At 70.8% G+C, this 24,947-nt stretch carries 25 protein-coding genes; 14 read left to right on the plus strand and 11 right to left on the minus strand.

The annotated features are described in order from the left end of the window. Positions 1–181: 181 nt before the first annotated feature. Genes Microterr_RS03650 through Microterr_RS03660 form a run of 3 tightly spaced genes read right to left on the minus strand, consistent with a single transcriptional unit; the run spans position 182 to position 4,379 of the window. The gene (locus tag Microterr_RS03650) at positions 182–3,025 is read right to left on the minus strand and encodes an FtsX-like permease family protein (RefSeq protein ID WP_263796082.1); all 2,844 of its coding nucleotides are present in this window, start codon (positions 3,023–3,025) and stop codon (positions 182–184) included. Then, complete coding sequence (locus Microterr_RS03655; protein ID WP_263796081.1) at positions 3,022–3,744, minus strand: ABC transporter ATP-binding protein; 723 nt, start codon at positions 3,742–3,744, stop codon at positions 3,022–3,024. Before Microterr_RS03655 ends, Microterr_RS03650 begins: the two co-directional genes overlap by 4 nt. After that, positions 3,741–4,379, minus strand: coding sequence for a PadR family transcriptional regulator (locus Microterr_RS03660; RefSeq protein ID WP_263796080.1), 639 nt, complete (start codon positions 4,377–4,379; stop codon positions 3,741–3,743). The genes Microterr_RS03655 and Microterr_RS03660 overlap by 4 nt, the downstream gene beginning before the upstream one ends. Before the next feature lie 207 nt (positions 4,380–4,586). Here Microterr_RS03660 and secA point away from each other — a divergent pair, with 207 nt between their 5' ends. Further along, a complete protein-coding gene (gene secA, locus Microterr_RS03665) occupies positions 4,587–7,391 on the plus strand; it encodes a preprotein translocase subunit SecA (RefSeq protein WP_263796079.1) in 2,805 nt (934 codons plus the stop codon). A 3-nt stretch (positions 7,392–7,394) separates the two neighbouring features. On the opposite strand, the gene Microterr_RS03670 is transcribed toward secA, so the two are convergent. Further along, a complete protein-coding gene (locus Microterr_RS03670; RefSeq protein WP_263796078.1) occupies positions 7,395–7,853 on the minus strand; it encodes an Lrp/AsnC family transcriptional regulator in 459 nt (152 codons plus the stop codon). A 201-nt stretch (positions 7,854–8,054) separates the two neighbouring features. On the opposite strand from Microterr_RS03670, the gene Microterr_RS03675 reads away from it, so the two are divergent. The 6 genes from Microterr_RS03675 to Microterr_RS03700 are packed head-to-tail and all read left to right on the plus strand — an operon-like array spanning position 8,055 to position 14,106. After that, positions 8,055–9,290 (plus strand): ABC transporter substrate-binding protein, encoded by a 1,236-nt coding sequence (locus Microterr_RS03675; protein WP_263796077.1) that lies wholly within the window; start codon positions 8,055–8,057, stop codon positions 9,288–9,290. Further along, entirely contained in the window at positions 9,287–10,444 is a 1,158-nt protein-coding gene (locus tag Microterr_RS03680) for an ABC transporter ATP-binding protein (protein ID WP_263796076.1), read from the plus strand. The genes Microterr_RS03675 and Microterr_RS03680 overlap by 4 nt, the downstream gene beginning before the upstream one ends. A 2-nt stretch (positions 10,445–10,446) precedes the next feature. After that, positions 10,447–11,367, plus strand: a complete 921-nt coding sequence (locus Microterr_RS03685; protein ID WP_263796075.1) for an ABC transporter permease — start codon at positions 10,447–10,449, stop codon at positions 11,365–11,367. After that, positions 11,364–12,200: an ABC transporter permease gene (locus Microterr_RS03690; RefSeq protein WP_404810167.1), complete on the plus strand. Its 837-nt coding sequence runs from the start codon at positions 11,364–11,366 to the stop codon at positions 12,198–12,200. Before Microterr_RS03685 ends, Microterr_RS03690 begins: the two co-directional genes overlap by 4 nt. Before the next feature lie 24 nt (positions 12,201–12,224). Next, the gene (locus Microterr_RS03695) at positions 12,225–12,827 is read left to right on the plus strand and encodes a PH domain-containing protein (protein ID WP_263796074.1); all 603 of its coding nucleotides are present in this window, start codon (positions 12,225–12,227) and stop codon (positions 12,825–12,827) included. 52 nt (positions 12,828–12,879) lie between these two features. Next, positions 12,880–14,106 (plus strand): pyridoxal phosphate-dependent aminotransferase, encoded by a 1,227-nt coding sequence (locus tag Microterr_RS03700; RefSeq protein WP_263796073.1) that lies wholly within the window; start codon positions 12,880–12,882, stop codon positions 14,104–14,106. Positions 14,107–14,157: 51 nt separating this feature from the next. Here Microterr_RS03700 and Microterr_RS03705 read toward each other — a convergent pair whose 3' ends face one another. Beyond that, a complete protein-coding gene (locus Microterr_RS03705; protein ID WP_263796072.1) occupies positions 14,158–14,595 on the minus strand; it encodes an Rv3235 family protein in 438 nt (145 codons plus the stop codon). Between the two features lie 129 nt (positions 14,596–14,724). Here Microterr_RS03705 and Microterr_RS03710 point away from each other — a divergent pair, with 129 nt between their 5' ends. Then, positions 14,725–15,330, plus strand: a complete 606-nt coding sequence (locus Microterr_RS03710) for a hypothetical protein (protein WP_263796071.1) — start codon at positions 14,725–14,727, stop codon at positions 15,328–15,330. Between the two features lie 4 nt (positions 15,331–15,334). Here the strand turns inward: Microterr_RS03710 and Microterr_RS03715 are convergent, their stop codons facing one another. Then, entirely contained in the window at positions 15,335–15,616 is a 282-nt protein-coding gene (locus Microterr_RS03715) for a helix-turn-helix domain-containing protein (protein ID WP_263796070.1), read from the minus strand. A gap of 98 nt (positions 15,617–15,714) precedes the next feature. Here Microterr_RS03715 and Microterr_RS03720 point away from each other — a divergent pair, with 98 nt between their 5' ends. The 3 genes from Microterr_RS03720 to Microterr_RS03730 are packed head-to-tail and all read left to right on the plus strand — an operon-like array spanning position 15,715 to position 19,172. Then, positions 15,715–16,344, plus strand: a complete 630-nt coding sequence (locus Microterr_RS03720) for an SAF domain-containing protein (protein ID WP_263796069.1) — start codon at positions 15,715–15,717, stop codon at positions 16,342–16,344. Next, complete coding sequence (locus Microterr_RS03725) at positions 16,341–17,630, plus strand: CpaE/TadZ family protein (protein ID WP_263796068.1); 1,290 nt, start codon at positions 16,341–16,343, stop codon at positions 17,628–17,630. Before Microterr_RS03720 ends, Microterr_RS03725 begins: the two co-directional genes overlap by 4 nt. Positions 17,631–17,657: 27 nt before the next feature. Continuing rightward, the gene (locus Microterr_RS03730; protein WP_263796067.1) at positions 17,658–19,172 is read left to right on the plus strand and encodes a sensor histidine kinase; all 1,515 of its coding nucleotides are present in this window, start codon (positions 17,658–17,660) and stop codon (positions 19,170–19,172) included. A gap of 108 nt (positions 19,173–19,280) precedes the next feature. Here Microterr_RS03730 and Microterr_RS03735 read toward each other — a convergent pair whose 3' ends face one another. Continuing rightward, positions 19,281–19,529, minus strand: coding sequence for a WhiB family transcriptional regulator (locus Microterr_RS03735; protein WP_055967481.1), 249 nt, complete (start codon positions 19,527–19,529; stop codon positions 19,281–19,283). Positions 19,530–19,778: 249 nt separating this feature from the next. Between Microterr_RS03735 and Microterr_RS03740 the strand changes: the two genes are divergently transcribed. Further along, complete coding sequence (locus Microterr_RS03740; RefSeq protein ID WP_263796066.1) at positions 19,779–20,168, plus strand: histidine kinase; 390 nt, start codon at positions 19,779–19,781, stop codon at positions 20,166–20,168. Between the two features lie 3 nt (positions 20,169–20,171). On the opposite strand, the gene bcp is transcribed toward Microterr_RS03740, so the two are convergent. From bcp to aroA, 3 genes are read right to left on the minus strand one after another with little or no spacing between them, the layout of a single operon-like run. Beyond that, positions 20,172–20,642, minus strand: a complete 471-nt coding sequence (bcp, locus tag Microterr_RS03745; protein WP_263796065.1) for a thioredoxin-dependent thiol peroxidase — start codon at positions 20,640–20,642, stop codon at positions 20,172–20,174. 9 nt (positions 20,643–20,651) lie between these two features. Beyond that, positions 20,652–21,725 carry a ribosome small subunit-dependent GTPase A gene (gene rsgA, locus Microterr_RS03750; protein WP_263796062.1) on the minus strand — a complete coding sequence of 358 codons (1,074 nt, stop codon included), beginning with the start codon at positions 21,723–21,725 and terminating at the stop codon, positions 20,652–20,654. A 16-nt stretch (positions 21,726–21,741) separates the two neighbouring features. Then, positions 21,742–23,103 carry a 3-phosphoshikimate 1-carboxyvinyltransferase gene (gene aroA / locus Microterr_RS03755; RefSeq protein ID WP_263796061.1) on the minus strand — a complete coding sequence of 454 codons (1,362 nt, stop codon included), beginning with the start codon at positions 23,101–23,103 and terminating at the stop codon, positions 21,742–21,744. Positions 23,104–23,139: 36 nt separating this feature from the next. Between aroA and Microterr_RS03760 the strand changes: the two genes are divergently transcribed. Then, positions 23,140–23,811, plus strand: a complete 672-nt coding sequence (locus Microterr_RS03760; RefSeq protein WP_404810166.1) for a sigma-70 family RNA polymerase sigma factor — start codon at positions 23,140–23,142, stop codon at positions 23,809–23,811. Next, entirely contained in the window at positions 23,808–24,050 is a 243-nt protein-coding gene (locus Microterr_RS03765) for a zf-HC2 domain-containing protein (protein ID WP_263796059.1), read from the plus strand. The genes Microterr_RS03760 and Microterr_RS03765 overlap by 4 nt, the downstream gene beginning before the upstream one ends. A gap of 6 nt (positions 24,051–24,056) precedes the next feature. On the opposite strand, the gene Microterr_RS03770 is transcribed toward Microterr_RS03765, so the two are convergent. Further along, the gene (locus Microterr_RS03770; protein ID WP_263796058.1) at positions 24,057–24,944 is read right to left on the minus strand and encodes a diacylglycerol kinase; all 888 of its coding nucleotides are present in this window, start codon (positions 24,942–24,944) and stop codon (positions 24,057–24,059) included. Between the last annotated feature and the right edge of the window lie 3 nt (positions 24,945–24,947).

Genomic DNA, 24,947 nt, shown 5'->3' on the forward strand with positions numbered 1-24,947 from the left:
GCCAGACGGCGCCAGGCCGTCGTCAGCGGGGGCGCGTGCTCTGCAGCGCGAGCTCGGTGATGTCGATGGGCTCGGTCGGCGGCAGGCTGATCGCGGCCGGATCGATCGCGGGTGCGTTCGGGGTCATGGCTCGTCCTCTCTGATGGCTCACTGTGTATGTGTCGGACGGGGGCGGAACGTCTCAGGTGATCGCCGTGCGACGCGTCAGGTCAGGCTGCCGCGGCGGTGCCAGCCAGGCGGCAGCCGTGACGACGACGGGCAGGCCGATTCCGAGCACGGCGAGCCAGAGCCAGGGCAGATCCGCGAACGCGAACGAGTCAGGGTTGGCGGTCGCCAGGCCCCAGGTCGACAGCGTCCCCGCGACGGTCCCGATCACGGTGCCGATGCCCACGATGACGGCCGCCTGCCACGCGTTCACGTTCCGACGCAGGACGCTGCCGCCGCCGATCGCGGTCAGAGTGGCGTCGTCGGGTCGCCGCTCGAACCGCGCGAGCCCGAGGGTCACGGCGCTCGCACCGAACACGAGCACCACCGTGACGCCGACGATCAGCCACAGCCAGGGATCGATCGGCTGCGGACCCGACTCGACCTGGGCGAACAGCCCGGCGTTGGCGCCGACCCGCATGTCCTGCGTGCTGGCCGCCAGCTCGTCGATCGTCCCCTGATCGAGCGGCTGCGCGTATACGGCGATCAGCTGAGACGGCACCGCGACGACGCCGAGCGATGCGGCGGTCTCCGGCGTGACGATGATGATGAACGGCTGCTGGTGACCGACGTCGACGACGGCGGCGTCGAGGGGATGGTCGACGTCCGCGGTGATCGACACCGCCTCGCCTCCGCCCCCGTTCGTCGCCATGAGCGTCTCGTAGTTCTCCGCCGTCCACTCGGTGACCATGATGCTGCCGTCGTCGGCGAGGTACTCCTCATCGGTGACGATCGCGCCGCCGGCACGGAGGGTGCGGATCGCTGCGGCGCTCACGTCGGCGCCGAGGACGGTGCCCACATCGTCGGCGTCGACGATCGACAGGGCGCCCGCCGCGAGGTCCCATGCCTGCAGCTCGCAGTCCGCGCAGTCGTCATAGCGCTGATGGGCCACGGCGAAGTACGGCGGACTGTCGGCGACGGCTTGTCCGGCCGTATCCGTCTCGGGCCATGCCGGCGACGACACGAGCGCGGTCGCCTGCGGTGCGGTCGGCGCGACGACGCCGTCGGCCGCGGCGATCAGCCGGGCCGAATCGTCCGTCCCGTTCTGCCACATCTGGACGACGAGGGCGTCCTCCGGAGCCTGGTACCAGTGATGGCGGGCATTCTGCGCGGCGGTGAGGGCGGTGGTCGATACGGCGAAGGATGCGGCGAACACGCAGGCTCCGATCACGGCGAACGCGGGGACGACGCGCGACGGCGTCGCCGCAGCATCCCGTCCGGCGATGCGCGGGGCGAGCCCGAGCGGGGTCAGCACCCGCGAGATCTGCACCAGGATCCAGTGCGACGGGATGAGCATGCCGATCTGGAACAGGAGCGGACCGAGGATCACGCCGTACAGGGCAGCGGTGAACAGCGGACTGCGCTGGTCGCCCTCATCGCCGAGGGCGAGCGTGCCGGCGATGATGAGCGCGCCGGCGATCAGGGCGCCCAGCCCGGTGAGCATGACGAGCAGTCCCCAGAGCGGACGGTTCGCGCGGAGGCGAGCGGGACGGCGTGCGCCGCGGAGCGCGGAGAGCGTGTCGCCCTTCGTGGCCGCGCGTGCCGGAGCGATCGCGGCGATCGTGCCGACGAGCACGGCGAACACGAGGATCGGAAGCACCAGCGCCCACGGGATCTGGAGTCCGAAGTTGCCCCAGAACGTCCCGACGGCTCCGCGGTCGGTGAGGAGCATCAGCAGCCAGGCCCCCGCGACCCCGAGCACGGCGCCGATGGCACCGCCGATCGACCCGAGCACGGTGCCCTGCAGCAGCACCACGCGGAAGACATCCGAGCGGGAGGCGCCGACGCTCGCCGCCACGGCGAGCGCCCGCTGCTGGCGACGCGCCGCCACCGAGAACGCGGCTCCCGCGAGCATCACGACGATGTAGCCGCAGATCGCGGCGATGATCCCGCCGACCAGCAGCACGGTCCACAGGGGCGTCTCCCCGTTGCCCCATTCCGATACGCGCGCATCGGCAGGGGGATCCAGGACCAGATCGCGTGCGTAGGAGACGTACCCGGCGTGGTTGAGGTCCGCGAGCTCGTCGACGTCAGGCTGCCAGTCGGCGGTGTACCAGCGGACCGCGGCGCCGTCGCCGACGAGTTCGGCTGAGGCGAGCGGCACGAAGAGCTGCTCGACCGTCTCCTGCGCGTTGGCGGCGCGCATGGTGCCGGTGATCGTCAGCGCGCGTCCGGTGTCGCTGAAGACCACGTCGTCGCCGATCCGCGCACCCAGCCGATCGAGAGCGCCGGGGGAGACGAGCATCTGATCCGCCGAGGTGGGCGGTGCGCCGTCGATGAGCACGTACAGACCGGAGAACGCGGGATCCCAGACGTCTCCCACGGTCGCGGACAGCCAGCCGATCCCCCGCTCGGTCTCGACGCCTGCCGACGCGTACGGCATCGTCTCGAACACCGTCGTGCCGGAGGGGATGGTCTGCGGGATGCCGGTGGCGGTGGGAAGCTCCGGATTCTCCGGCAGACCCGTCTCCGCGTCGCGGGCGATCTCGTTGTTCCACGGCTGGTCCACGGCCTGCCATCGACTCGGATCCGGCCCGCCGACGACCTCGATCCACGCCTGGTTCTCGCCGAGCTCGAGGGTCACCCGCTGCTCGGGCGCCGGCACATGACTCTGCCAGAACACCGCAGCGCCGCTGAGCCCTGCGACCGGCAGGGCGACCAGGAGCGCCACGAGCGCGCTGGATCCCTTCGCCCGCGCTACCTGGCGGCGTGCCAGACGCAGGTCCGCCCGCAGGCGGGGCCACCGGCTGCTGCGCGGGCGCGCGCCATCCATCTGATGATCGGGAGGCGACGCCGTCGTGGTCTCCAGCGTCGCCGTCATCGGCGGCCACCCGCCAGCAGCGCCTCGGCGCCGTCGCGGCGGGATTCATCGACGATGCGACCGTCGCGCAGGAAGACGATCCGATCGGCCCATGCGGCGTGGCGGGCCTCGTGCGTGACCAGGATGGCGGCGGCACCCGCATCCACGCGTGCGCGCAGCACCTTCAGCACCATCTCGCCGGTCACCGAATCGAGCGCGCCGGTCGGCTCGTCGGCGAGGATGAGGCGCCTGCCGCCGACCACGGCACGCGCGATCGCGACCCGCTGCTGCTGTCCACCGGACAGATCGTCGGGGTACGAGTCCAGCTTGTCGTCGAGACCGACCGAGGCGAGAGCATCCCGGCCCGCACGACGCGCCACCCTGGCGCGGAAGCCGTCGAGCTCGAGCGGCAGCGTCACGTTCTCCAGCGCGGTCAGGGTCGGGATGAGGTTGAAGTCCTGGAACACGAAGCCGAGCGATCGCCGGCGCAGCTGCGCGAGCTGCTTCGGCGACTGGGTGCTCAGGTGGGCGCCTTCGATGACCACCTCCCCGGTGGTCGGCGTCGCGAGCCCGCCGGCGATGGACAGCAGTGTCGATTTCCCCGAGCCGGACGCGCCCATGATCGCGACCAGCTCGCCCCGGGCGACGTCGAGGTCGACACCGGACAGTGCCGAGACCGCGGTCTCGCCGACGCCGTACTGCTGCGTGACGCCGATGAGGCGCAGGATCGCGTCGGTCATGCGCGCGCTCCCTGCGCGTCGTTCCGCTCGGCTCCTTCGACGACCGCGGCGCCTGCCGCAGGCCGGCCGCGCTTGGGTCGTTCGGTCGACAGCTCGAGCGCCATCGCGTGCTGCGGGTGCAGCGCCAGCCGCTGCTCGGTGTGGTCGAGCCAGCGCACCTCGGCCTCTGCCGCGAAGATCATCGAATCCACGACGAGGGACCAGGCGAGCTCCTCGGGTCCGTCCGGATTCGCGCCGGCGTACTTGGCGCGGTTGAGCGCCTGCAGCTGCGCGAGCGAGGCGCGTCGCTGCGTCTGGATGACCCCGGCGACGTCGACGCCGGGGAGGGTCGCCGCGACGGCGAGCTTGATCGCGAGCTCGTCGCGGGTCCCGCCGCTGCGCTCGACGGGGGAGGAGAGCCATGACGCCACCTCGTCCGAGCCTGCGTCGGTGATCTGCCAGTAGACGTGGCCCTGGTCGTCGGTCTCGCCCTTCTCGACGAGACCGTCGCGCTCGAGGCGCTCGAGGGTGTTGTAGATCTGCCCGACGTTGAGCGGCCAGGTCGAGCCGGTGCGGCGGTCGAACTCCGCCCGCAGCTGGTAGCCATAGCAGGGCGCCTGGTCGAGGATCGCCAGCAGGCTCTGTCGTACCGACATGAGAACTCCTTCGAATGCATACCGAGTATGTAGTTGCCGAGTATATACATACCCGGCAACCCGAAGGAATGCCGATGACGCTCCTGCACCCAGCGCACGCCAAGGTCACGGGCGGATAACATAGGCACGTATGCCCGCGGGGCGCCCGACGGCGTGCGCGGCATCGGCGAACCAGCCGACCACAGCCCGACAGTATGGAGATCCTCCGTGGCCAACGCTCTCGAGAAACTGCTCCGTGCCGGAGAAGGACGCATCCTCCGCCGGCTCCAGCAGGTCGTGAAGGCCGTCAACGCCCTCGAAGAGGACTACGCGCAGCTCACCGACGAGGAGCTGCGCGGCGAGACCGCCGAGCTGAGGGCCCGCCACGAGGCAGGCGAGACCCTCGACCGGCTGATGCCCGAGGCGTTCGCCGCCGTCCGCGAGGCCGCCAAGCGCACCCTCGGCCAGCGTCCCTACGACGTGCAGATCATGGGCGGCGCCGCGCTCCACCTCGGCAACATCGCCGAGATGAAGACCGGTGAGGGCAAGACGCTCACCGCGACCTTCGCCGTCTACCTCAACGCCATCGCCGGCGAAGGCGTGCACGTCATCACCGTCAACGACTTCCTGGCCTCGTACCAGGCCGAGCTGATGGGCCGCGTCTACCGCGCCCTCGGCATGTCGACGGGGACCATCGTCTCCGGCCAGACCCCCGAGGTCCGCCGCGAGCAGTACAACGCCGACATCACGTACGGCACGAACAACGAGTTCGGCTTCGACTACCTGCGCGACAACATGGCCTGGCGCAAGGAGGACCTCGTCCAGCGCGGTCACTTCTTCGCGATCGTCGACGAGGTCGACTCGATCCTCATCGACGAGGCCCGCACGCCGCTCATCATCTCCGGCCCCTCGTCGGGCGAGGCGAACCGCTGGTTCGTCGAGTTCGCGAAGATCGCCAAGTCGCTCGAGGCGGGCGTCGACTACGAGGTCGACGAGAAGAAGCGCACCATCGGCGTGCTCGAACCAGGCATCGAGAAGGTCGAGGACTACCTCGGCATCGACAACCTCTACGAGTCGGCCAACACCCCCCTGATCTCGTTCCTGAACAACTCGATCAAGGCTCTCGCGCTGTTCAAGCGCGACGCCGACTACGTCGTCATGAACGACGAGGTCATGATCGTCGACGAGCACACCGGGCGCATCCTGGTCGGCCGGCGCTACAACGAGGGCATCCACCAGGCCATCGAGGCGAAGGAGGCGGTGCCGGTCAAGGCCGAGAACCAGACCCTCGCCACCGTCACGCTGCAGAACTACTTCCGCCTGTACGAGAAGCTCGCGGGCATGACCGGAACCGCCGAGACCGAGGCCGCCGAGTTCATGTCGACGTACAAGCTCGGCGTCGTGCCCATCCCGACGAACAAGCCGATGATCCGCAAGGACCAGTCCGACCTCGTCTACAAGAACGAGCAGGCCAAGTTCGCGCAGGTCGTCGAGGACATCGCCGGCCGCCACGAGACCGGCCAGCCGGTGCTCGTCGGCACCGTCAGCGTGGAGAAGAGCGAGTACCTGTCGCGCCTGCTCGCCAAGAAGGGCATCAAGCACGAGGTCCTGAACGCCAAGAACCACGCGCGCGAGGCGGAGATCGTCGCCCGCGCGGGGCGCCTCGGCGCGGTCACCGTCGCCACCAACATGGCCGGTCGTGGCACCGACATCATGCTCGGCGGCAACGCCGAGTTCCTCGCCGTGCAGGAGATGCGCGCGAAGGGCCTCGACCCCGTCGAGACGCCCGAGGAGTACGAGTCCGAGTGGGACTCGGTCTACACCTCCACCCGCGACGTGGTCGCCGAGGAGGCGACGAAGGTCGTGGAGGCCGGCGGTCTGTACGTCCTCGGCACCGAGCGCCACGAATCCCGCCGCATCGACAACCAGCTCCGCGGTCGCTCCGGCCGCCAGGGTGACCCGGGCGAGAGCCGCTTCTACCTCTCGCTGACCGACGACCTGATGCGCCTGTTCCAGTCCGGTGCAGCCGAGGCGATCCTCGCGCGCACCAACTTCCCCGACGACGTCGCGATCGAATCGGGCATGGTCTCGCGCGCGATCAAGAGCGCGCAGTCGCAGGTCGAGGGCCGCAACGCCGAGATCCGCAAGAACGTCCTCAAGTACGACGACGTCCTCAACCGGCAGCGTGAGGCGATCTACTCGGACCGCCGCCACATCCTGCAGGGCGACGACATCGCCGACCGCGTGCAGCACTTCATCGAGGATGCTGTGGCCGCCGTCATCGAGGACCACACCGGCTCGGGTCACACCGAGAGCTGGGACTTCGACGCGCTCTGGACCGAGCTGAAGACGCTGTACCCGGTGAGCGTCACGATCGACGAGGTCGTCGCAGAGGCGGGCGGCTCGAAGGGCCGGATCACGCCGGAGGGACTCAAGCGCGAGCTGCTGTCCGATGCCCGCATCGCCTACCAGGCCCGCGAGGACACCCTGGGCGAGGCGGCGACCCGCGAGCTCGAGCGTCGCGTCGTTCTGCAGGTGCTCGACCGCCGCTGGCGCGATCACCTCTACGAGATGGACTACCTGAAGGACGGCATCGGCCTGCGTGCGATGGCCCAGCGCGACCCGCTCATCGAGTACCAGCGCGAGGGGTACCAGATGTTCCAGTCGATGATGGGGCAGATCAAGGAGGAGTCGGTCGGCTACCTCTACAACCTCGAGGTCGAGGTGCGTCGCGCCGAGGGTGCCGAGCAGGTCGCGCAGGTCGAGGCCAAGGGGCTCGCCGCCGGATCCGTCGAGCCGCAGCGGCTGCAATACACGGCAGCCAACGACGCCGGCGAGGTCGAGGTGCGCAACGAGCGCGGGCAGGTGCAGCAGGCTGCGACGAGCAAGCTGCGTCAGGCCGCGGCCTCCGCCGCGCAGCCCGCGGCCGAGGAGGCGCCCCGCGGCGCGTTCGGCCAGAAGACCGACGGTGCGCCCGCACAGGCGTCGCCGCAGAACCGCGCGCAGCGCCGGGCGGCCGACAAGAAGCGCTGACCCTCAGCGCACGCCCCAGTCGTAGGACTGCTTGCGCAGCTCCAGGTAGACGAACGTCTCGGACGAGGTCACACCCGGCAGGGTGCGGATCTGTCCGTTGAGCACCTGCATGAGGTCGGCGTCGGACTCGCAGACGACCTCGGCGAGGATGTCGAAGCTCCCTGCGGTCAGCACCAGGTAGATGACCGCGGGGATCTTCTCCAGCGCGTCGACGACCTCGCGGGCATCGCCCGACACGCGCAGGCCGATCATCGCCTGGCGGTGGAAGCCGACCTGCATGGGGTCGGTGACGGCGACCACCTGGATCACGCCGCTCTCCGTCAGCCGCTGCACACGCTGACGGACGGCGGCCTCGCTCAGACCGACGACCTTGGCGAGATCGGCGTACGACAGGCGCCCGTTGCGCTGCAGCTGCTCGATGATCCGCTCGGAGGTCTCGTCGAGCCGGCCGTGTGACGACATGGGGGCATCTTGGCATCGCGTACGCAGAGCGGCAAGCGCGCACTGCGGATTACGCGGATGATCGGCAATCCGGATGTGGATGCGTGTGAATTGTTTGTTTCGCGCCACGGATTCCGTTGTCTGCGAGCACGGGCGTCTGGCATCATCGGATCACCTGTCGCCGCCGCGGGAACCCGACCCCGCCGATCTGGAGGAGCGTCCATGCCCCGAGGACCCCTGCCCGAAGACCCCGCCGTCCGCGCGCTGATCCAGCAGGCGCGCGCCGCACAGCTCAGCCGCCGCGGGTTCGTGGCAGGCGCAGGCGCGCTCTCGCTCGCCGCCTTCCTGGCGGCCTGCTCGGGCAAGGTGGGCGGCTCGACCGCCGCGTCCAGCGCGCCCACTGCAGCGGCCGACCTGTCGGGCAGCACGAAGGCGCTGACCTGGGCGAACTGGTCGTTCTACCTCGACGAGGACGACGACGGCAATTATCCGTCGCTGCAGTCGTTCATCGACAGCACGGGCATCGACGTCTCCTACGACGTCGCCATCGACGACAACAACACCTACTTCGCGAAGGTGCGCGACCAGCTCGCCCTCGGCCAGGACATCGGCGCCGACGTCGTCTGCCTCACCGACTGGATGGCCTCCATCTGGATCCAGCAGGGCTACGCGCAGGCCTTCGACAAGGCGAACCTGCCGAACGCGTCGGCCAACCTCACCGCGAGCCTGCAGAACCCGGACTTCGACAAGGGGAGGGCGAACTCGCTGCCCTGGCAGTCGGGCTTCGCGGGGCTGGCGTGGAACAAGGAGAAGCTCCCGAACGGGCTGGCGAGCATCGACGACCTGTGGGCGTCCGACCTCAAGGGCCGCGTGGGCGTGCTCAGCGAGATGCGCGACACCATGGGGCTCATCATGCTCAGCCAGGGCGTCGACATCTCCGGCGATGGCTGGGGCGACACCGAGTTCGACAACGCGCTGGCCGTGTTCGACGAGCAGGTCAAGAGCGGCCAGATCCGCAACATCAAGGGCAACTCGTACGCAGACGACCTCAAGAACGAGGACACGCTGGCCGCGATCGTCTGGTCGGGCGACATCACCGCGATCAACGCCGAGGTGGGCGACAAGTTCGGCTTCGCACTGCCGGACTCCGGCGGCACCCTCTGGAGCGACAACTTCATGATCCCGGTCGGGTCGTCGCAGAAGGCGAACGCCGAGAAGCTCATCGACTACTACTACGAGCCGGAGGTCGCCGCCCAGGTGGCCGCATGGGTGAACTACATCACCCCGGTGAACGGCGCGCGCGACGCGATCACGGCGATCGATCCGGCTCTGGCCGACAACCAGCTGATCTTCCCCGACGAGGACACGCTCTCGCAGGCGCACATCTTCCGCACGCTCACCAACGCCGAGCAGCAGAAGTACAGCTCCGCCTTCGAGGCCGTCGGACTCGGCGCGTGAGCGCCACCGCATCCTTCGGCGAAGCCGGCGCCGATCTCGAGCTGCAGGGCATCCGGAAGGAGTTCCCCGGCTTCACCGCCATCGAGGAGCTCGACCTCGTGATCCCGGCCGGCTCGTTCTTCGCGCTCCTCGGCCCGTCGGGGTGCGGCAAGACGACCACGCTGCGGCTGGTCGCCGGGCTCGAGGATCCGACGGCGGGCCGCATCGTCATCGGCGGCAAGGACGTGACGGCGGTCCGGCCGCATCAGCGTCCCGTCAACACGGTGTTCCAGAGCTACGCCCTCTTCCCGCACATGACCGTGCTCGAGAACGTCGCGTTCGGGCTCAAGCGCCGCAAGGTGACGGATGCTGTCGCCCGCGCGCACGAGGCGCTCGCGCTCGTCGAGCTCGACCACGTCGCCGGTCGCCGTCCCAGCCAGCTCTCCGGCGGCCAGCAGCAGCGGGTCGCCCTCGCCCGCGCGGTCGTGAACCGGCCCGCGCTGCTGCTCCTCGACGAGCCGCTCGGCGCCCTCGACCTGAAGCTGCGCCGGCAGATGCAGCTGGAGCTCAAGTCGATCCAGAACGAGGTGGGCCTCACCTTCCTGCACGTGACCCACGACCAGGAGGAGGCCATGACGATGGCCGACACCGTCGCCGTCATGAACCAGGGGCGCATCGAGCAGCTGGGGTCGCCCGAGGAGCTGTACGAGCTGCCCCGCACGGGCTTCGTCGCCGGCTTCCTCGGCCAGTCCAACCTGCTGCCGGCCACGGTCGAGTCGGTCGCCGGCGGCCTCATCACCGCCCGGACGCCCGGCGGCGTCGTGGCGCTCCCCGAGGAGCGCGCGGTCGTCACGCGGGGCGAGATCACCGTCGGCGTCCGCCCGGAGAAGCTGCAGCTGCGCGCGGAGGAGCCGCCGCGCGACGGGCTCGAGAACGTGCTCGGCCCAGGCCGGATCATCGACGTGTCGTTCACCGGTGCGAGCACCCAGTACATCCTCGAGGTGCCCGGCGTGGGGCGGATCGCGGTGTTCGCGCAGAACATGGTCTTCGGCGCGACGCTCGCCGAGGGAGCGGAAGCCTGGGTGACCTGGCGACGCGAGTACACCTTTGGCCTCGATGCGCAGGCCCGTGCCTCCGCGGCGGCCGCGGAAGAGCTCGACGCCGAGGTGCTCTGACGATGGCGATGACCGCGCTCGCGCCGACGACGACGGCGACGGCGGCGGCCGAGCCGCCGCGCCGGCGGCCCGGGCTGATCGCGTTCGCGCTGCTCGCCCCGGGGCTGGCGTACCTCGCGCTGTTCTTCCTCGTTCCGTTCGTGTCGCTGCTCATCACCTCGTTCGGCATCAACGACCCGGTCGAGTACGGGGCGTTCAGCTACGGGTTCTACTGGCAGAACTACGTCGACGTGCTCGCGGAGTACTGGCCGCAGTTCGTGCGCTCGTTCTGGTACGCGCTGCTCGCCACGATCTTCGCGCTGCTGATCAGCTACCCGATCGCGTATTTCATCGGCGTCCGGCTGCGGGAGCGGACGCTGCTGCGCAATCTGCTCCTGGTGCTGGTGATCGCACCGTTCTTCATCTCGTTCCTGCTGCGCACCCTGGCATGGAAGCAGATCCTCTCCGACGAGGGACCGGTGGTCGGCTTCCTGCAGGCGGTCGGCCTGATGGGCCCGCAGGACCACATCACGGGCACGGCCGCCGCTGTCGTCTTCGGCCTCACCTACAACTTCATCCCGTTCATGACCCTGCCGCTGTTCGCCTCGCTGGACCGGCTGGACAAGCGCCTGCTCGAGGCGGGCAGCGACCTCTACGCCGGCCCGGCGACGACCTTCGTCAAGATCACCTTCCCGCTCTCGCTGCCCGGGGTGATCTCGGGCACGCTCCTCACCTTCATTCCGGCGGCGGGCGACTACGTCAACGCGAGCCAGTCGTTCCTCGGCGGGCCGTCGACGGCGATGGTCGGCAATGTCATCCAGTCCAAGTTCCTCATCACGGTGAACTACCCGCAGGCGGCGGCGCTGTCGATCCTCCTGATGGCCGTGATCCTCGTCATCGTCGGCACCTATGTGCGCAGGGCGGGGACGGAGGACCTGCTGTGAGCGTGAACACCACCACCCTGCGCGCCGCGAACGGGCCCGTGCGGCGTCGCTCCGTCGGGTCCTGGCTGCTGCCGCTGTACGTGACGGCTGCGTTCATCGTGCTGCTGATCCCCATCGTCTACACGCTGGTCTTCTCGTTCAACGACGCCAACCGCTCCAACATCTCCTGGAACGGCTTCACGCTCGACAACTGGCAGAACGTCTGCGCCCAGCCGGACGTGTGCATCGCCTTCGGCAACAGCCTGCTCGTCGGCGCCGTGTCCACCCTGCTGGCCACGACGCTCGGCACCGCGATCGCGATCGCACTCGTGCGCTACCGGTTTCGCGCCCGCACCGTGATCAGCCTGCTGCTGTTCCTGCCCATGGCGACGCCGGAGATCGTGATGGGCGCGGGCCTGGCCTCTCAGTTCCTCACGATGGGCGTCAGCAAGGGGCTCGGCACCATCATCGTCGCGCACACGATGTTCTGCCTCAGTTTCGTGGTCGTGACGGTGCGCGCACGCGTGCTCTCGCTCGACCCTGCGCTCGAGGAGGCCGGCCGCGACCTGTACGGCTCGCCGACCGCGGTCTTCTGGCGGGTGACGTTCCCGCTGCTGCTGCCGGGCATCATCGCGGCCGCGCTGCTGTCGTTCAGCCTCAGCTTCGACGACTTCATCATCACGTACTTCAACGCCGGCACGGTCCAGACCTTCCCCGTGTACATCTATGTGGCCGCGCAGCGCGGCATCCCGCCGCAGGCGAACGTGATCGCCTCGGCGGTGTTCCTCCTCGCGATCGCGGCGACGCTGGTGTTCCAGGTCGGCGCGGCGCGGCGCGCACAGCGCAGACGGTGACGGCCGCTGGCTAGCATGGGCGCCGTGCCGCCCCCATCCGCTCTCTCGTCGCGTCCGCGCTTCGCGCCGCTGCTGTCGATCGGTCTGCCCGTGCTGGTGCTCGCCGTGGTGGTGGTCGCGGCGGTGTCGCCGCCCGAGTGGGGCGCGTGGCGCATGGCCGCGTTCGTGGCCGCGTTCTCCTGGTACGCGTGGCTGCTCTGGGCCTGGCCGCTGCTGGAGATCGAGGCGGAGACGGTGCGGGTGCGCAACGCGCTGTGGACGTGGCGACTGCCGTTGGGCGCGATCGCCGGTGTGCAGTCCGGACGGGGCCTTACCCTGATCCTGCGGGACGCGACGAAGGTGCCGGTGACCGCCGTCACCGGCAGCGACATCGTCGTGGAGAGCATGCGCAACGTCGAGGCCTACACCGAGGGCGGGCACTTCGTGCGGAACGCCTCGGACGTCTCCCCCTCCGCACGTGGCATCGGCGCGGGGGAGACGGCCGCGTGGGCACGGCGCATCGAGGTGCTGCTGCGCGAGGCCGCGCCGGTGCCCGTGTCAGAGGTCTCGCGGCGCCTCAATGTCGCGGTGGCGGCAGCATCCGTCGTCGTGACGGCGCTCGTGCCGATCGCGATCGCGCTCACCTGAGCGGGCCACCCGCCGTCCATTGGCCGGGTCGCACCGGGGATATTCTGAACCGATGAGCCCGCTGCGCACCCTCGATCAGTCGAGCAAGCTGAAGAACGTCCTCTACGAGATCCGTGGACAGGCGCTCGCAGCCGCCGACGAGCTCGAGGCCGAGGGGCACACGATCCTCAAGCTCAACACGGGCAACCCGGCGATCTTCGGCTTCGAGGCGCCGTTCCAGATCGTGCGCGACATGATCGAGTCGGTGCCCTACGCGCACGGCTACAGCGACAGCCGCGGCATCCTCCCCGCCCGCCGTGCCGTCGTGTCGCGCTACGAGCAGGAGCCGGGCTTCCCGCAGTTCGACCCAGACGACGTGTACCTCGGCAACGGCGTGTCCGAGCTGATCACGATGACCATGCAAGCCCTGCTCGACGAGGGCGACGAGGTGCTGATCCCGGCGCCGGACTATCCGCTGTGGACGGCGATGACGAGCCTCGCCGACGGGACGCCGGTGCACTACGTGTGCGACAGCGAGGACGGCTGGCAGCCCGACCTCGAGGACATCCGCGCGAAGATCACGCCGCGCACCAAGGCGATCGTGGTGATCAACCCGAACAACCCGACCGGCGCCGTGTACAGCCGCGAGGTGCTGCAGGGCATCGTCGAGATCGCGCGGGAGCACTCACTGCTGCTGCTGAGCGACGAGATCTACGACCGCATCCTCTTCGACGACGCGCGGCACGTTCCGCTGGCCACGCTCGCACCCGACCTGCTCTGCCTGACCTTCAACGGGCTCTCCAAGACGTACCGGGTCGCCGGCTACCGCTCCGGCTGGATGGTCATCACCGGACCGAAGCAGCACGCGCGCGGGTTCCTCGAGGGCATCCAGCTGCTCGCCTCGACCAGGCTGTGCCCCAACGTGCCCGCACAGCACGCGGTGCAGGCGGCACTGTCGGGCGTGCAGTCGATCGATGCGCTCATCGCGCCCACCGGGCGCCTGCACGAGCAGCGGGATGCCGCGTGGGCGGCGCTCGAGGCGATCCCCGGGGTGTCGTGCCACAAGCCGCAGGGCGCCCTCTACGCCTTCCCCCGGCTCGACCCCGAGGTGCACGAGATCCACGACGACAGCCGGCTGGTCTACGACTTCCTCGTCGCCGAGCACGTCCTCCTGGTGCCGGGCACCGGGTTCAACTGGGCGACGCCCGACCATCTGCGGATCGTCACCCTGCCGGAGGCGAGGGTGCTCACCGAGGCGATCGAGCGGCTCGGCAACTTCCTGGCGTCGTACCGGCAGTAGCTCGCCAGCCGCGGACCGGCTCCGCGGAGTTTCGGATCCTGGCGACTCCGGTCAGAGCAGGGCGAGGCTCGTCGCGCGCCACCGACCGTCGATGCCCTCGAGGCGCACGGCGATCGCCCTGGTTCGCGCGTGCCCGCGGACGATGACCGTGCCCTCCACCACCCCGTCGGCGGGGGAGGCGTGATGCACGGAGAGGATCGCGTGGGCCGGGCGGATCACGGGGGTGCCGCGTGCGCTGCGGGCGCGGGCGGCCAGGTTGGCCCGGACGACCAGCTTGCGGAACGGCTCCTCGGACAGCCATCTGGCCAGCTGATCGGCCTCACGCGCGCCGGCGAGCACCTCGAGCACGCCGAGGGTGAGGTTGCGCAGCAGCGGCTCCGGGTCGGGCAGCGCGGCCGTCGAGGTGTGCTGCGGCGCGAAGAACTCCGAGACGGCCTCGGCGGACGCGTGGGGGTGGGAGCGGGGCGAGCGTTCGTTCTTCGCGTTCATGGGATGCCAATCTCGGCAGGCTGCGTCGTGACACCGGGTCTACCACCGGGGTGATCCATACGTACCCTGCGGATGCCCCACTGTGGATAACTTCTCATCGACCCCTCATCCATCGCCTAGCCTCATCGCGTGCGGTGGGATCGCTTCTTCGACGACCTCGAGGACCAGCTCGCCTCGGAGTGGGAGGCGGAGCGCGCCGCACTCGACACCGAGGCGGAACGGCTGCGCCTGTCGCGCGTGGCGCTGCGGGAGCGGCTGCAGGCGCTCGCGCGCCGCGATCCGGCCTCGTCGGCGCCGACGTTCGAGTTCACGGACGGCACGATCCTGGCGGCCGAGGTGAGCGGCGTCGGCGCGGACTGGGCGGCCCTCCAGCCGCTCGAGCGGAGAGCTGCGGCGGTGGTGGCGCCGCTGCACGGGATCGGATGCGTGGGCGTCCCGCATCCGGATCTGCTCCGCAGCGCGCGGCCAGGGGAGGAGGCGAGCACGCTGAGCGACCGGATGACGTTCGGCTTCGTGCTGCGCGACCTGGTGCGTCGCCGGACGGGCGTCGTGCTCCATCTCGCGCACGGGCGGGTGCTCACCGGCACGATCGACCGCGCCGGCGCCGATCATCTCGACATCGCCCTGCACGACGAGGGCGCTGCGCGACGCTCCAACGACGTCACCGGGCACAGGATGGTGCCCTTCGCGGCGGTCTCCTGGATCAGGGTGGCAGCCGCATCCGTCCTCGCGTGATGGGTCAGTCCGGCTGGTCGATGCGGCCGGTGCCCCACAGCTCGGGGAAGCTGGCGGCGTTCGACTGACGCCAGAGCGCGATGCGCCGCGCCTCTTCGGCCTGCTCGTCGAGGTACTCGGCGATGCTCGCCTCCTCAACCCGCCAGCGCGCGGGAGACCCGACGCGGGCGCCCCGCAGTCGCCGCTGCTGCACCAGCTCCAGCACCTCGTCGACGCTCACGCCCAGCAGCTCGGCGACCTGTGCGGGCGCCAGCAGGCGCACGTCATCGTTCGACTCCTCGGGCATGGCCCCATTATCGCGGCGGTCTCCACCGAGGCGGCCCGGCGCGGCGCACCTGTGGATAACCGCGGAGCCCGCGGACGGGTCTGCGCCACCATGGGCACATGAGCGCCGTCGAGCCCGTTCCCGCGCGATCGCGGGCGTTCTGGGGCGACATCCGGTTCGTGCTCGGCATCGTGCTGATCATCGTGTCGATCGCGGGTGTGTGGCTGGTGGTCAGCGCCGCCAGGCAGACCGCCCCGGTGTACGCCGCGGCGCGCACGATCGTGCCGGGCGAGTCGGTGTCGACGGCCGATCTGCGGGTCGTCGAGGTCGCGCTCGGGCAGGTGGGCGAGTCGTACCTGTCGCCGGACGGCTTCCAGGAGGGGGCGGTCGCGACCCGGACGATCGAGAGCGGCGAACTCGTGCCGCAGAGCGCGGTCGGCGCCGCGCAGGCCGCCACCACGACGAGCGTGGTGATCCGCAGCGCGGTCGACGTCCCCGCGTCGGTCGGCGAGGGCTCGACTGTCGAGGTGTGGGCCGCGCCGGCGGGGGAGGACGGGGAGTACGAGGCGCCGCGCATCCTCGTCGCCGACGTCACGGTCGTGTCGGTGACCCGCGACGATTCGATGCTGGGCGGCGGGGCGGCGTCGCTCGAACTTGTGATCCCTCGGGCGGAGGTGGCGGCGGTGCTCGCCGCCGTGGCCGATGAAGCGGCGCTCTCAGTGGTGCCCGCCGTCGGAGGCGCGCCGTGACCGGGCTCAGCGTCGTCGTCGCGGTCGACGCGCCGGCGGGCCACGTGCTCGCCGCCGGGCTCGAGCGCGAGGGGGTGATCGTGCGGGCGGTGGTGCCCGCTGACGCGATCGCGCTGGTGGCCGAAGACGCGCTGCGCGGCGACGACGCGCGGATCTGCGCGGAGGCCCTCGCCGGCGCCGACGCTGTCGTGCTCGAGGTCGGACGTGCCAGTCTGACCCCCGCGGCCGTCCATCTGTGCGATCGCCGCGGGCTGCGCATCGTGCCGGTCGCCGCCCCCGGCGCGGACGCGCGGATGGTGGGACTGTACGGGCTGGCGCAGCCTTGGCCGACGGATGCCGAGCCGTGGCGCATCGCCGACGCGCTGCGCGCGGCCGAGGTCGAGGTCGCGCCGACACCGGCGGCCGGACCGCGGACGGTGATCGCGGTGTGGGGCGCCGCCGGGTCGCCCGGTCGCTCCACGATCGCGATCGAGCTGGCCGTGGAGCTCGCCAGGGGAGGGCGGCATGTCGCGCTCGTCGACGCCGACACGCATGCGCCGTCGCTCGCGCTGGCGCTCGGGCTCGCGGATGAGGGCCCCGGCTTCGCGGCCGCGTGTCGCCAGGCCGAGCAGGGCGAGCTCGATGCGCGCGAGCTGACGCGCATCGCCGTCGCCCTTGCGGGGACGGGGGTCGACGTGCTCACCGGCATCAACCGCCCGTCGCGGTGGCCCGAGCTGAGCGCCGTGCGCGTCGCGGCCGCCCTCGAGACCTGCCGCGACTGGGCCGACTTCACGGTGGTCGACGTCGCCGCTTCCCTCGAGCGCGACGAGGAGATCGTCAGCGACCTCGACGGCCCTCGGCGCAACGCCGCCACGATCGCGGCGCTGCGCGCCGCCGACCTGGTGATCGCCGTCGCCGGCGCCGACCCGGTCGGGGTGTCCCGCTTCCTCCGTGCCCACGCCGAGCTGCGGGCGACGATCGGCGCCACGCCGGTCGCGGTGGTCGCCAATCGGCTGCGGCCCGGCACGCTGGGCATCGACGCGCGCGGTCAGATCCGCCGCACGCTCGATCGGTTCGGCGGCATCGGCGACGTGTGGTTCCTGCCGACCGATCCGCGGTCGGCGGACGCCGCGCTGCTGCAGGCGCAGCCGATCGCCTCGGTCGCGCCGAAGTCGCCCTTCACGGCGGCGATGCGCAGATTCGTCGGCGACGTCGTCGTGCCGGTCGCGGCGCCGGAGGCCGCAGACCTGCGCAGGCGGGCGGTGCGCCGGTCGCGGCGGGTGCCGGCCACCGCCGTCGCGCGCTGACGCGCCGGGCAACTCTAGGCTGGACTCATGTCGACGCTCAGCGATCTCGTCAGTGCCCAGGGCCGGTCCTCACAGGCCGACATCGAGTGGCTGCACCGTCTGGCCGGCGACGGACAGCTGCTCGCCGACCTCGCCTTCGCCGACATCGTGATCTGGGTGCCGACCGCCGACGACTCGTTCATCGCCGTCGCGCACACCCGCCCCTCTGGCGCCGCCACCCTGTTCTACCGCGACATCGTCGGCGATCTGGTCCGCCCGCAGTGGCGCACCCAGGTCAAGGACGCCTTCGCCGCCGGCCGGATCGTCGACTCCGCCTCGCCCGACTGGTTCGAGGAGACCCCCACCCGCGTGCGGGCCGTGCCGATCGGGCGCACCGTCGAGGCGGGCGGGGTGCCGCAGATCATCGGCGTGCTCACCCGTCACACCAACCTGGGCGAGGCGCGCACCCCGTCGCGGCAGCAGATCACGTTCAACGACTGCGCCGACGAGGTCTTCGGCATGGTGGCCTCGGGTGACTTCCCCGACCTGACGGCGCCCACGTCGCCGCGCCGGGGTGCACCGCGCGCGTCCGACGGGCTCATCCGCCTCGACGTCGACGGGGTCACCACCTTCGCGAGCCCGAACGCGCTGTCGGCGTTCAACCGCCTCGGCTTCGACGACGAGCTGGAGGGGGAGTCGCTGGTCGAGGTGGTCACCGGCATCCTCCCCGACAAGCGGCAGTTCGACGAGTCGCTGCCGGTCGTCGTCACCGGGCGGGCCCCGTGGCGTGCCGACCTCGAGTCCCGCGGGGTGACGGTGTCGCTGCGCACCATCCCGCTGCGCGATCACGGCACCCGCATCGGCGCGATCGTGCTGTGCCGCGACGTGACCGAGATCCGCCACCAGGAGCAGGAGCTCATCACCAAGGACGCGACCATCCGCGAGATCCACCACCGGGTGAAGAACAACCTGCAGACGGTGGCCTCGCTGCTGCGGATCCAGGCGCGCCGCTCGCACACCGACGAGGCGCGCGAGGCGCTGACCCAGGCGATGCGCCGGGTGTCGTCGATCGCGGTCGTGCACGACACGCTGTCGGAGGGGCTCGCGCAGAACGTCGAGTTCGACGACGTGTTCCACCGGGTGCTCAAGCTCGTCGCCGAAGTGGCGTCGGCGCCGAGCACCCGAGCGCGGACGCACACGACGGGCACGTTCGGCACCCTGCCGAGCGAGTACGCGACCCCCCTCGCCCTGGCGCTGACCGAGCTCGTCACCAACGCGGTCGAGCACGGCCTCGCCGGCAAGGAGGGCGACGTCGAGATCATCGCGGAGCGCGGCGACGACCGGCTCGAGGTGCGCGTGCGCGACAGCGGGTCCGGCCTCCCCGAGGGTCAGGTCGGTCGCGGCCTCGGCACGCAGATCGTCCGGACGCTCATCCAGGGCGAGCTCGGCGGCACGATCGACTGGCACACCGTGATGGGCAGCGGCACCGAGGTCACGATCGACATCCCGCTGCGCTACATCGACCGCTCACCGCGCACCGAGCAGATCTCGGTGGTGCGCTGAGCGCGCAGACGCGCGCGACGTTCGACGCAGTTTCCGGCGTTCGCCGGTGCGATTACCGCGTCGGATGCCGGGAACAGCGGTCGACGCGGAGTAGGCGAGCCTTGGGGCTCAGGAAGCGCGGCGCGCGCGGGCGGCGCGGCGCTTGAGCGCGCGGCGCTCGTCCTCGGAGAGGCCACCCCACACGCCCGAGTCCTGACCGGTCTCGAGGGCGTACTGCAGGCAGACCTCGGTCACCGTGCAACGGGCGCAGACCGACTTGGCCTTCTCGATCTGGTCGACCGCGGGGCCGGTGTTGCCGACCGGGAAGAACAGCTCCGGGTCGACGGTGAGGCAGGCGGACTTGTCGCGCCAATCCATGGTGGTGCTCCTTGTTGCGTAAGAGGTGAGGTGTGTGGGGGTCCGGTTCGGATCCGATACCCTGGTGGGGAGTGCGAGCATCGCTCGCCCCACGGCGCTGTGGGAGCACACTGCTTGGTCAATCGTCCCATGCACACGGATGTGAATCAAGGGTAAACGGCGGCAAACTGCCGTCCAGCCTGAGCATTCGCTCCACGGCATGGAGGTTTCGCACAAGCCCCACCCCACCGAACGAGGAGATCGTCCGCCTTGCGAACAAACGCCTGGGATCGCGTCGCCGGAGTGCTGGTCGGGCTCGAGGCGGCGGCGCTGTTCGTGCTCGTCGCGAGGCAGGTCATGGCGCTCCTGACCGGCGACACCGAGTCGCTCGAGAGCGCGATCGCGCTGGTCGTCCTGAGCGTGGTCGGCACGGTCGCGGTCGCCGCGTTCGCGGCGGCGATCTGGCGTGGGCGCTCGTGGGGGCGCTCCGGCGGCATCGTGACCCAGCTGCTCATCCTCGCCGTCGCCGGAGGTGCCGCGACCGGCGCGTACGCCGAGCCGGTGGTCGCGCTCGCGATCGCCGCGCCCGCCGTGGTGACGCTCGTGCTGCTCATCCTCGGCGTGCGGGCAGCCGGCCGGGAGCCCGCTGCCGGCGAGTAGGCGTCAGACGTCCAGCAGCGTCCGGAGCCGGCCCACATGGCCGGTGGCCTTGATGTTGTACAGCGCGTGCTGCACGCGGTTCTTCTCGTCGAGCACGAAGGTCGACCGGGTCACGCCCTGCACGACCTTGCCGTAGTTCAGCTTGTCGCCCCACACGCCGTAGCGGGCGTGCACCTTGTGGTCGGGGTCGCTGAGCAGGTCGTAGGTCAGACCGTCGCGCTCGCGGAACGTGCGCAGCTTCTCCGGCTCGTCGCGTGAGACGCCGAGGATCGTGTACCCCGCTGCGCGGAACGGCTCGAGGCTGTCGCGGAAGTCGCACGCCTCGAGTGTGCAGCCGGGCGTCATCGCCTCCGGGTAGAAGAACAGGATCACCTTGCCGCCGCGCAGCTCGCGCAGGGCCACCGCATCCCCGTTCTGATCGGGGAGGGTGAAAGCGGGGGCGAGCGTGCCGGGTTCGAGGCGAGGGGAGGTCACCCGACCAGCCTACGCGCCGCCGCTGCGCGCCTCACGGTCGGCCTTGTCCGCGAAGGTGAGCAGCAGCCGCTGCAGCGAGTCGAGTCGCGCAGGACCCCCGGGGCCGAGGCGGCCCTCCGCGACGGCCTCCACGATCGCGCAGTCGGGTGCGTCCGGCAGGTGGGTGCAGCCCCGCGGGCACTCCTCGCCCACCTCGGCGAGATCGGTGAAGGCGGCCAGGATGTTGGCCGGATCGATGTGCCCCAGGCCGAACGACCGCACGCCGGGGGTGTCGATGACCCAGCCGCTGCCACCCCGCCCGTGATAGCGCAGCGAGACGGTCGAGCTCGAGGTGTGCCTGCCGCGCCCGGTCACCTCGTTGACGTGTCCGGTGGCGCGGTGGGCGCTGGGCACCAGCGCGTTCACGAGCGTGGACTTGCCGACGCCGGAATGCCCGACGAAGACGGTCGAGTGGCCGACCAGGGCGGCGCCGATACGCGCGAGCGGCATCTCCGAGCGCGCCGAGGTGAACACCTCCAGGTCGATGCCCTCGAAGTGGGCGAGGAAGTCGGTCGGGTCGGCGATGTCGGTCTTGGTCACCACCAGGAGGGGACGGATGCCGGCATCCAGCGCCGCGATGAGGTACCGGTCGACGAGCCGGGCGCGGGGCTCCGGGTCGGCGGCCGCGACGACCACCAGCATCTGATCGGCGTTGGCGACGATCACCCGTTCGACCTGATCGGTGTCGTCGGCGCTGCGCCGCAGCAGCGAGGTGCGCTCCTCGATCCCGATGATGCGGGCGAGCGTCCCCTCGTCTCCGGTGGTGTCGCCGACCACGCGGGCGCGGTCGCCGGTCACGATCGCCTGCTTGCGCAGCTCGCGGGCGCGCATCGCGACGACCTCGTGCTCCTCGGGCGTGTCCTCGTCGATCAGGATGCTGTAGCGGCCGCGGTCGACGCCCAGCACACGGGCGATCCGGGCGTCGGCGTGCGCGGGCCGGCGCTTCGTGCGCGGCCGGTTCGCCTTCGGGTTGGGCCGCATGCGGATGTCGGCCTCGTCGAACCCGAGGTCGTCGTCATCGTCGTCGGGCTCCAGCCAGCTCACGGTGCGTCGCCTGCGCTCACGGGACCAGCGTCTGCGCGTCGGGGACGTCGATGCCGTCGAGCATCTGCTGCCAGAGCTGCGGGAACTGCGGCATGGTCTTCGCGGTGGTGCCGATGTCGTCGATGACGACCTCGGGCACGCGGAGTCCGATGAGCGCACCCGTCGTGGCGAGGCGATGGTCGTGGTGCGCGTGCCAGGTGGCGCCGTGCAGCGGGGTCGGGACGATGCGGATGCCGTCGTCCAGCTCGTGCGCCTCGCCTCCGAGCCGGCGCAGCTCGCCGACGAGCGCGGCGATGCGGTCGGTCTCGTGACCGCGGATGTGGCCGATGCCGTAGAACTCGCTCGGCGCGTCGGCGAAGGCCGCCAGGGCGACCAGCGTCGGCGTCAGCTCTCCCGCGGCGGAGAGGTCGAGGTCGACCCCCGAGATGTGCGAGCCGGCGGTGACCGTCAGCGCACCGCCGCGGCGCGAGACGCGCGCCCCCATCACGGAGAGGATGTCGGAGAGCATGTGCCCCGGCTGCGTGGAGTGCGCCGGCCAGCCGGTGATCGTGACCGAGCCGCCGGCGATCATGGCTGCGGCGAGGAACGGCGCGGCGTTGGACAGGTCGGGCTCGATCGCGACGTCCTTGCCCCGCACCGGTCCGGCCGGGACCACCCACTCGCCGGGGGCGGGGCGCTCCACGTGCACGCCGCGGTGGGCGAGGGACTCCACCGTCATGTCGATGTGCGGCATGCTCGGCAGGCGGCCACCGGAGTGGATGAGGCGCAGCCCCACATCGAACCGCGGAGCGGCCAGCAGGAGGCCGGAGACGAACTGACTGGATGCGCTCGCGTCGATCACGACCTCGCCGCCGCGGACGCGCCCGTGCCCGCGGACGCTGAACGGCAGCATCCATCGTCCGCCGTCGTCGATGTCGACGCCGGCGTCGCGCAGGCCCTTGATCATGGCGCCCATCGGGCGGTGCAGTGCGCTCTCGTGCGCGGTCAGCGTGACCTCGCCGCGGGCGAAGCCGGCCAGGGGTGCGACGAAGCGCATCACGGTGCCCGCCTGCCCGCAGTCCACCAGCGCGTCGCCCTGCAGCGGCCAGACCGGCGTGACGATGACGTCATCGCCGAAGACGCCCTGTCCGTGCTCGAAGTCGATCCCCACTCCGAGGGCGCGCAGCGCCTCGATCATGCGGGCGGAGTCGTCGGAGTGCAGGGGCGCGGTGAGCCGGCTGGGGGAGTCGGCGAGCGCGGCGAGGATGAGCTCGCGATTGGTGAGCGACTTCGACCCAGGCACCGTCAAACGGGACTGCAGCGGGGCCGTCGCGACCGGCGCGACCCACCGGCCGCGCGACTGAGGTGCGGCGCTGGGGGAATACCCGTCGGTGCTCATCGAGTTCTACCCTACTGAACCCGTGAGAGGAGCCGGATGATCGCGACGCTGTCACCTATCGGTCTGGTCGAGCCCGATGGGACTGAGGACGCCGACGTAGACTGGCGCGTGATGACTGACGAGGCACCCGCTGCGGTCGACGCGCGCACCCAGTTCGAAGAGCAGGCGCTGCCCTTCATGGACCAGCTCTATGCCGCCGCGATGCGGATGACCCGCAATCCGGCCGACGCCGCCGACCTCGTGCAGGAGACCTTCGTCAAGGCGTTCGCCTCGTGGAAGACCTTCACGCAGGGCACGAACCTCAAGGCGTGGCTCTACCGGATCCTCACGAACACCTACATCAACACCTACCGCAAGAAGCAGCGCGAGCCCTACCAGGGCACGATCGACGAGCTCGAGGACTGGCAGCTCGGCGGCGCCGAGTCGACCACCGCGACCTCGAGCCGATCGGCGGAAGCCGAGGCGATCGACCGGATGCCCGCGTCGGTCGTGAAGGACGCGCTGCAGGCCATCCCGGAGGACTTCCGGCTGGCGGTGTACCTCGCCGACGTCGAGGGGTTCGCCTACCAGGAGATCGCCGACATCATGAAAACCCCCATCGGCACGGTCATGAGCCGCCTGCACCGTGGCAGGCGGATGCTGCGTGACCTGCTCGCCGACTACGCAAAGGAGCGCGGCATCACTGCCGCGACGAGGAGCACGAAATGACGGACTGCGGCTGCGAGAAGGCGCGACGCGATCTCGAGGAGTATCTGCGCAACGAGGTGTGCAAGACCCAGCACGCCGACATCAAGGACCACCTGGAGAGCTGCCCGGACTGCCGGGACGAGGCTCTGGTGGCGCGCACCCTGACCGACGTCCTCGCCAGGGCGTGCAAGGAGGCGGCGCCCGAGGAGCTGCGCGACCAGGTGCTCAGCCGCCTGCGCGCCGTCCAGGCGACGCACTGACCCCTCTCACGGCACCGGCGCGAACACGCTGATCGCGCCGGGCACCGCCTCGACCGTGACCGGAAGGGTCGCGATCGGGTCGCCGTCTGCATATGCGGTGAGGCCGGTCGCCTCCAGGCGCACGGTGCGGCCGCGGAACGTCTCCACCTCGGGGTACGCGACGTGGGTGCCGCGGTAGAGGGTGGGCAGCAGGCGCAGGAGGCGCAGCCGCCCCGACGGTCGAACGACGGTGACGTCCAGCATCCCGTCCCGCAGGTCGGCCGCGGGGCAGATCGGGATGCCGCCGCCGTACGTGCGGCCGTTGCCGACGCTGACCATCACGAAGGGCCCGCCCACGCGCTGCCCGTCGACCTCGATCGTGTACGGCGTTCCCTTCAGGAACAGGAACTCGATCAGGATCGCGATGTTGTAGCGCTGATGCCCGCGCGGCCAGCGCATCCGGTTCGCCCGGTCGTTGACGTACGAGTCGAAGCCGCTGGCGAGCACCGTGGCGTACAGCTGCGTCGAGCCGTCGGCGCGAGTGAGGCGCGCGAGGTCGAGCACGCTGGCGTGCCCGGCGGCGATCACGTCGGCGGCGACCTCCGGTTCGAGCGTGGGGATGCCGAGCCCGGCGGCGAGATCGTTTCCGGTGCCCGCGGGGATGATCCCGAGCGGCACCCCGGTGCCGGCGAGCTCCTGCAGCGCCAGATTCACGATGCCGTCGCCGCCGGCGACCGCGACGGCGTCCGCGTGCCCGACGGCCGCGCGGATCAGCTCCGACGACTCGGCCGCGCTCCCGCCGCTGACGAGTGTCGCGGTGTGGCCGAGGGCGCGCAGCCGGTCGGCGGCGCGCACCGCGGCGTGCGTGTGCGCTCCGTTGCGGGCTGCGGGATTGATGACGACGGTGACATCCACCAG

The organism is Microbacterium terricola (genome assembly GCF_027943945.1).
Taxonomy (GTDB): domain Bacteria; phylum Actinomycetota; class Actinomycetes; order Actinomycetales; family Microbacteriaceae; genus Microbacterium; species Microbacterium terricola.